Source organism: uncultured Rikenella sp., assembly GCF_910577125.1.
Classification (GTDB): domain Bacteria; phylum Bacteroidota; class Bacteroidia; order Bacteroidales; family Rikenellaceae; genus Rikenella.
On sequence record NZ_CAJTMN010000116.1, the window covers coordinates 1 to 5,748 of the forward strand.

Here is a 5,748-nt window from a genome sequence, read left to right on the forward strand (position 1 = left end):
CCCTCGGGCCGGGCAGGCCCCACGTCCCGTGGACGGGCGAAACTTGCGTTTCGCTAAGGCAGCCTTTACCCCAATTCTTTGTCCGCGCGCCTCACGCGCCGCAAGACTCAAACTTCAGAAACATGCCTGAAATCCTTCTCGCTGCGGCGGGTTCGGTGCGGGTGCACCCGCACCGCAACAACCCCCAAACAACAAGCTCCCGATTGCCGTTTTTCACAAATTATCGTATATTTGTCTTATCGGGTCGGCATGCGCCTCCCGGAAGCCGCCATAATTAACGACAAGAAAACCATGCAAAAGCCATTACACCTGTTATTCACCCTCGGCGCCCTTTGTCTCCTGCTCCGGCCGGCGACGGCACAGGAGATCGACAGCACAGAACGGGTCGTCTGCGGAGAAGATACCATCGTCGTCCGCAACGTCGGGAATCACATGGTCGTCACCGACGCATCCGCCTACGGGAAAGCCGGACGGGGTATCGAAGCGGACACATATGCCGGACGGATACCCAAACGATGGAAATGGTACGGAGGCCACTGGGCCGGAGTCGGGATCTATTATAACGGTCTGGTACGGAACCTCGGAAACCTGAGCCTGCCGGACGGGGCGGACTATCTGCGGCAGAGCCCGAAATCGATCGGCGTGAACGTCAACCTCGTCGACCTGACCATCGTCTCCAACCGCCACTTCGGACTCATCACCGGACTCGGATTCGAAATCAACAACTTCCGATTCGACCGCGACATCGCTTTGACCCTGGACGAAAACGGACACACCGCGCCGGACTACCGGTACGACCGTCCGGGAGTCGATTTCAAGAAATCGAAACTGACCACCATGTACCTCAACCTGCCGCTGCTCGCCGAATTCCAGTTCGGACGCGGGAAGGCAGGTAAACGGGCCCCCGGTTTCATCAACTTCGGCGTGGTCGGAGGTGTGCGGCTCCAGGGACACACCAAAGTGAAATACCGCGACGAAGCAGGATACACACATACCGAAAAGCAACACTCGGGACTGAACCTACGGAATTTCCACTATGGCATAGAATGCAACGTGGGCTACCGGTGGGTGGCCGTATCGGCACGCTACTACCCGCAGAGCATCTTCGTGGACGGGAAAGGACCGAACGTGCAGCAGGTCAATATCGGACTCTCGTTCCTGCTTTAACCGGTTTCCATCCTTTCGTTCGCCACCCGATGAGCCCGAAACCGTCGCTTTTATACCGCCAGCCCATCGACACCCCGCTCGGAACGATGGTGGCCATCACCTCCGAACAAGGAATCGTCCTGTTCGAATTCGCCGAAGGAGCCCATCTCGAACGAGGGCTGCGCGATCTGTTGCGACACCTGCCGCCCGCGGTCGAGATACGGGAGGCATCCCATCCCCACCTCGACCGGCTGCGCCACGAGATTTCGGAATACTTCGCCGGGAGACGCACCCGATTCGACGTGCCGCTTCAACTGCTCGGCACCCCGTTTCAGCTTCAGGTCTGGTCGGCCTTGCTGTGGATTCCGTACGGCCACACCTGCTCCTACGCCGAAGAGGCTGCCATGATCGGGCGGCCCGCAGCCGTGCGGGCCGTAGCCAACGCCAACGGACGGAACCGGCTGCCCATTCTCGTTCCGTGCCACCGCGTGATCGGCTCCGACGGCTCGCTCGCCGGCTACAGCGCAGGCATTCAACGCAAAATCCGACTCCTGGAACTCGAACGGAAATCATCGGCAGAATAACCTCCCCCTCTCCCGATTTTTTATCGTATATTTGCGAGCCGCTCCGGCGGCACGACATACCGTATCCTCCGATTGCGCATGAAAGAGTTTATCGACCAATATCCTCCTTATCAGATCTATCTTGTCCTGCTGCTCGCCCTCTGCGCCATCATCCAGCTCGTCTACTGGTTCCGCTACGGACGGGTAGCCACCCACCGGCACAGCCTGCGCGAACCCGAAGGGGCAGGGACACCGCCCGTTTCGGTCGTCGTGGTCGTGGCCGACGACCCGGAATACGTGACCGAGCACCTGCCGAAACTCCTCACCCAACGCCATCCGAACTACGAAGTCGTCGTCGTGGACGACGGAGCGGAAGTCGACCTCACCGACGAACTCGTCATGATGCAGGCCCAATACCCCCACCTGCGGTTCACCACCATCAAGGCAGACCCCGTCTTCCGGCACAGCAAGAAGCTGGCCCTCACCGTCGGCATCAAGGCCGCCCGGTACGACAACATCATCTTCACCGACGCCGACTCGGTACCCTCGTCGGACAAATGGCTGTCGATCATGGCGCGGGGATTCAACGGAGGGCAGCTGGTCATCGGCTACACCGGCATCGAACGCCGCCCCGGACTCGCCAACAAAATCATGCGCTGCCAGCGGCTCACCACCTCGATCCGCTACCTCAACGCTGCCATCCGGGGACACGTCTACCGCGGAATCTACAACAACATCGGCTACACCAAACGCCTCTTCTTCGGCAACAAAGGCTACACCCACCTGCGGATGACCCTCGGCGAAGACGACCTCTTCGTCCAGAAAGTCGCTCCGATCTGTGCGCGGCGCACCAGCGTGATGCTCAATCCCAGCGCCACCGTACGCCAGTTCCAGTGGGGCGGGATACGCTGGTGGCGGGCCGAACAACGCTACCGCGGAGCCGGATTCGACCTCTACCCGGGACGCGTCCGGGCGACCGTCTGCTTCGAACTCCTGACCCGTGCCCTGCTGATCGCCGCGACGATCGCCCTCGGCGTGCTGCTGCCGCCGGTGCTGTGGATCGTGGGCGTCGGGCTCTTCGCGCTGCGGGAGCTGGTGATGCTCTCCACCGTCCGGATGATCGCCCGCCGCGTGGGCGAACGGAGAATTCTGTGGGCCTACGTGGCACACGACTTTTGCGCACCCGTCGGCGAACTGTTCCACTGGATCGGACGTCGAATCAGACCCAGCCAGCGCTTATGGATATGACCCTATCGACACCGACCGACCGGGAGCTGATCGAACGCACGCTGGCCGGCGATGCCACCTGTTACGAAACCCTGTTCGAGCGCTATCGGCGAACCCTTCAGTCCGCCGTGCTCGCCAAATGCACCGACGAACGCGACGCCGAAGATATCCTGCAGGAGAGCTATGTCAAAGGCTACTTCAACCTCTCGCGCTACAACCCGGACTACACCTTCGGACAGTGGATCTATACCATCGTCCGGAACCAGTGCATCGACTACGCCCGGCGGAGACGGTCGGCAGGCAACACCCTCTCGATCGACGGGCCGGACAACGAACTCCACGGCCGCATCAACCCGCCGTGCGACACCCCGAATCCCGAGGAGCGGATCATCTCGCGCCAGAACAGCCGTCAGCTCGACTCCCTGATGGAGGAGCTCCCGGCCCACTACCGCACGATGATCGAACTGCGCTTCGTCCGCGAATACTCCTACGAAGAGATCGCCGAGCAGCTCGCCCTGCCCATCGGCACCGTCAAGACCCGGATACACCGGGCCCGGGAAAAGCTCTGCACACTGATCACCGACCGGAAACTGCTCTGACCCCACATGTCCCTCATCGACCGCTACTTCCCCGACCTCACCCCGCGGCAGCGCGAACAGTTCGCCGCCATGCCCGACCTCTACCGGGAGTGGAACGCCCGGATCAACGTCGTCTCGCGCAAAGACATCGACCACATCGAAGAGCACCACATCCTCCACTCGCTCGCCATCGCCCGCACCGGGCTGATCGTTCCGGGCGAGAGCGTTCTGGATGTGGGATGCGGAGGCGGCTTCCCGGGGATTCCGCTGGCCGTTTTCTATCCCGACGTCCAGTTCACACTCGTCGACTCCATCGGCAAGAAGATACGCGTCGTGCAGGAGGTGGCCACCGCACTGGGACTCACCAACGTGCGGGCCGAACACAGCCGCGTCGAACAGCTGGACGGCGGCCGCAGCCGGTTCGACTGGGTCGTGAGCCGCGCCGTGACCGACCTGCGTACCTTCGTCGGCTGGACCTGGGGACGGACGACATACGGCATCATCTATCTGAAAGGCGGCGATCTGGACGCCGAAATCGCCGCCGCAGGACGACAGACCGAACAGCTGCCCGTCTCGACCTGGTTCGCCGGCGAGTTTTTCGAGACCAAGAAAGTACTCGTCCTGCCTAAAAAATAGCCCGTTCGACCGCACGGTTGTTTGCAGGAACCGGGAAAAAGCGTATCTTTGCCCTGCATTTCCGGCCTCGAACCGGTGAACCGCGTTGTAAATCAAGAAAATAGAAGATAATCATGAAAAGGACTTTCCAACCTTCGCAACGGAAACGCGTCAACAAACACGGCTTCCGTGAACGTATGTCTACCCCGAACGGACGGCGCGTGCTGGCTGCGCGGCGGGCCAAGGGGCGTAAGAAACTGACCGTTTCGGACGAATTCCGGCAGGCGTAGGTTTCACTCCATTTCGATACGGGGGTCTTCTCGATTTTCAAGGCCCGCCGAGCCTTCTTTTCCCCTCCTGAGCGGGATAAGGAGGCTTTTTTGTAGGAACGTTTCATCCCCCTTTACAAGTCCCGATATGAATACCCGCCTGCTCCGGCACATGCACCTCACACCCGAAGTCGAACACATCGCCACAGCGCTGCTGAACCCGGAAAATCCAGCGGCCGGCCACCGGCTCACCGACCTCGAAGCGCTCACCCTGATGCGCGAAGCCCCGCTCGCCCTGCTGGGCACCCTCGCCGCGGCCCGCAAACGAGCCGTATCGGGCGACGAGGTCTATTACAACCGGAACATCCACATCGAGCCGACCAACATCTGCGTTTTCCGCTGCCGATTCTGCTCCTACCGGCGCGGAGCCGGGGAACCGGACGCCTGGTACCACGACCTCGACGCCGTGGAACGACTGGCCGCCGAACGGCGCGGAGAACCCATTACGGAGGTGCACATCGTGGGCGGGGTACATCCGGAGCACGATCTGGACTACTACTGCGAGATGATCCGGCGGGTGAAAAAGCAGTTGCCCCATGTGGCGGTCAAAGCCTACACGGCAGTGGAGCTGCACTACATCATCTCCAAAGCGGGACTCACGCTCGCCGAAGGACTGCAACGACTCAAAGAGGCGGGCATGGAGGCGATTCCGGGCGGCGGGGCCGAGATTTTCGCCCCGGAGATCCGGGAACAGATCTGTCCCGAAAAACCGACGGCGGAAGAGTGGCTCGCCACGCACGAGGCGGCGCACGGCTTAGGCATCTCCACCAACTGCACGATCCTCTACGGGCACATCGAGACGTACGAACACCGGATCGACCACCTGCGTCGGCTGCGGGAACTCCAGGATCGGACGCACGGCTTCGACGCTTTCATCCCGCTGAAATACCGGAACCTGCACAACTCCATGTCGGCTGTCGGCGAGGTCTCGCTGCCGGAGGACATGAAGATGATGGCACTCTCGCGGCTCTACCTGGACAACATCCCGCACATCAAGGCCTACTGGCCGATGCTGGGCATCAGCGCTACGGAACTGGCGCTCTCGTTCGGCGCGGACGACATCGACGGCACGATCGACGACACAACCAAAATCTATTCGATGGCGGGGGCGGAAGACCAACGGCCGCGTCTCACCACGGAGCGGATGGAACAACTGGTGCGCTCTGCGGGATTCACTCCGGTCGAACGGAACACATTCTATCAACCCATAAAGCATTAAACTTTTTATTCATTCCTTTATCCGTGTCTACCCGCATGGAACCGTACCTTTTCTGAAGAAAAGGTACCCAA

General features: G+C 61.0%; 7 protein-coding genes. All 7 read left to right on the top strand.

Annotated features, from left to right (window positions below; genetic code table 11):
- Positions 1–291: 291 nt before the first annotated feature.
- The 7 genes from QZ292_RS09280 (at position 292) to QZ292_RS09310 (ending at position 5,677) form a co-directional block, all read left to right on the top strand.
- The gene (locus tag QZ292_RS09280) at positions 292–1,167 is read left to right on the top strand and encodes an outer membrane beta-barrel protein (protein ID WP_294600863.1); all 876 of its coding nucleotides are present in this window, start codon (positions 292–294) and stop codon (positions 1,165–1,167) included.
- 29 nt (positions 1,168–1,196) lie between these two features.
- Positions 1,197–1,730, top strand: a complete 534-nt coding sequence (locus tag QZ292_RS09285) for a methylated-DNA--[protein]-cysteine S-methyltransferase (RefSeq protein WP_294600865.1) — start codon at positions 1,197–1,199, stop codon at positions 1,728–1,730.
- 78 nt (positions 1,731–1,808) lie between these two features.
- Entirely contained in the window at positions 1,809–2,957 is a 1,149-nt protein-coding gene (locus QZ292_RS09290) for a glycosyltransferase (RefSeq protein WP_294600867.1), read from the top strand.
- Positions 2,948–3,535, top strand: coding sequence for a sigma-70 family RNA polymerase sigma factor (locus QZ292_RS09295; protein WP_294600869.1), 588 nt, complete (start codon positions 2,948–2,950; stop codon positions 3,533–3,535). Before QZ292_RS09290 ends, QZ292_RS09295 begins: the two co-directional genes overlap by 10 nt.
- Before the next feature lie 6 nt (positions 3,536–3,541).
- A complete protein-coding gene (gene rsmG, locus QZ292_RS09300) occupies positions 3,542–4,150 on the top strand; it encodes a 16S rRNA (guanine(527)-N(7))-methyltransferase RsmG (RefSeq protein WP_294600871.1) in 609 nt (202 codons plus the stop codon).
- Positions 4,151–4,263: 113 nt separating this feature from the next.
- Complete coding sequence (rpmH, locus tag QZ292_RS09305) at positions 4,264–4,419, top strand: 50S ribosomal protein L34 (RefSeq protein WP_027290172.1); 156 nt, start codon at positions 4,264–4,266, stop codon at positions 4,417–4,419.
- Positions 4,420–4,546: 127 nt separating this feature from the next.
- Positions 4,547–5,677: a CofH family radical SAM protein gene (locus QZ292_RS09310; protein ID WP_294600873.1), complete on the top strand. Its 1,131-nt coding sequence runs from the start codon at positions 4,547–4,549 to the stop codon at positions 5,675–5,677.
- Positions 5,678–5,748: the final 71 nt, after the last annotated feature.

What these genes read in the sequence shown, in the direction of transcription:
- QZ292_RS09280 (WP_294600863.1), top strand. Translation starts at nt 292, where the DNA reads ATGCAAAAGCCATTACACCTGTTATTCACCCTCGGCGCCCTTTGTCTC.
- QZ292_RS09285 (WP_294600865.1), top strand. Translation starts at nt 1,197, where the DNA reads ATGAGCCCGAAACCGTCGCTTTTATACCGCCAGCCCATCGACACCCCG.
- QZ292_RS09290 (WP_294600867.1), top strand. Translation starts at nt 1,809, where the DNA reads ATGAAAGAGTTTATCGACCAATATCCTCCTTATCAGATCTATCTTGTC.
- QZ292_RS09295 (WP_294600869.1), top strand. Translation starts at nt 2,948, where the DNA reads ATGGATATGACCCTATCGACACCGACCGACCGGGAGCTGATCGAACGC.
- rsmG (WP_294600871.1), top strand. Translation starts at nt 3,542, where the DNA reads ATGTCCCTCATCGACCGCTACTTCCCCGACCTCACCCCGCGGCAGCGC.
- rpmH (WP_027290172.1), top strand. Translation starts at nt 4,264, where the DNA reads ATGAAAAGGACTTTCCAACCTTCGCAACGGAAACGCGTCAACAAACAC.
- QZ292_RS09310 (WP_294600873.1), top strand. Translation starts at nt 4,547, where the DNA reads ATGAATACCCGCCTGCTCCGGCACATGCACCTCACACCCGAAGTCGAA.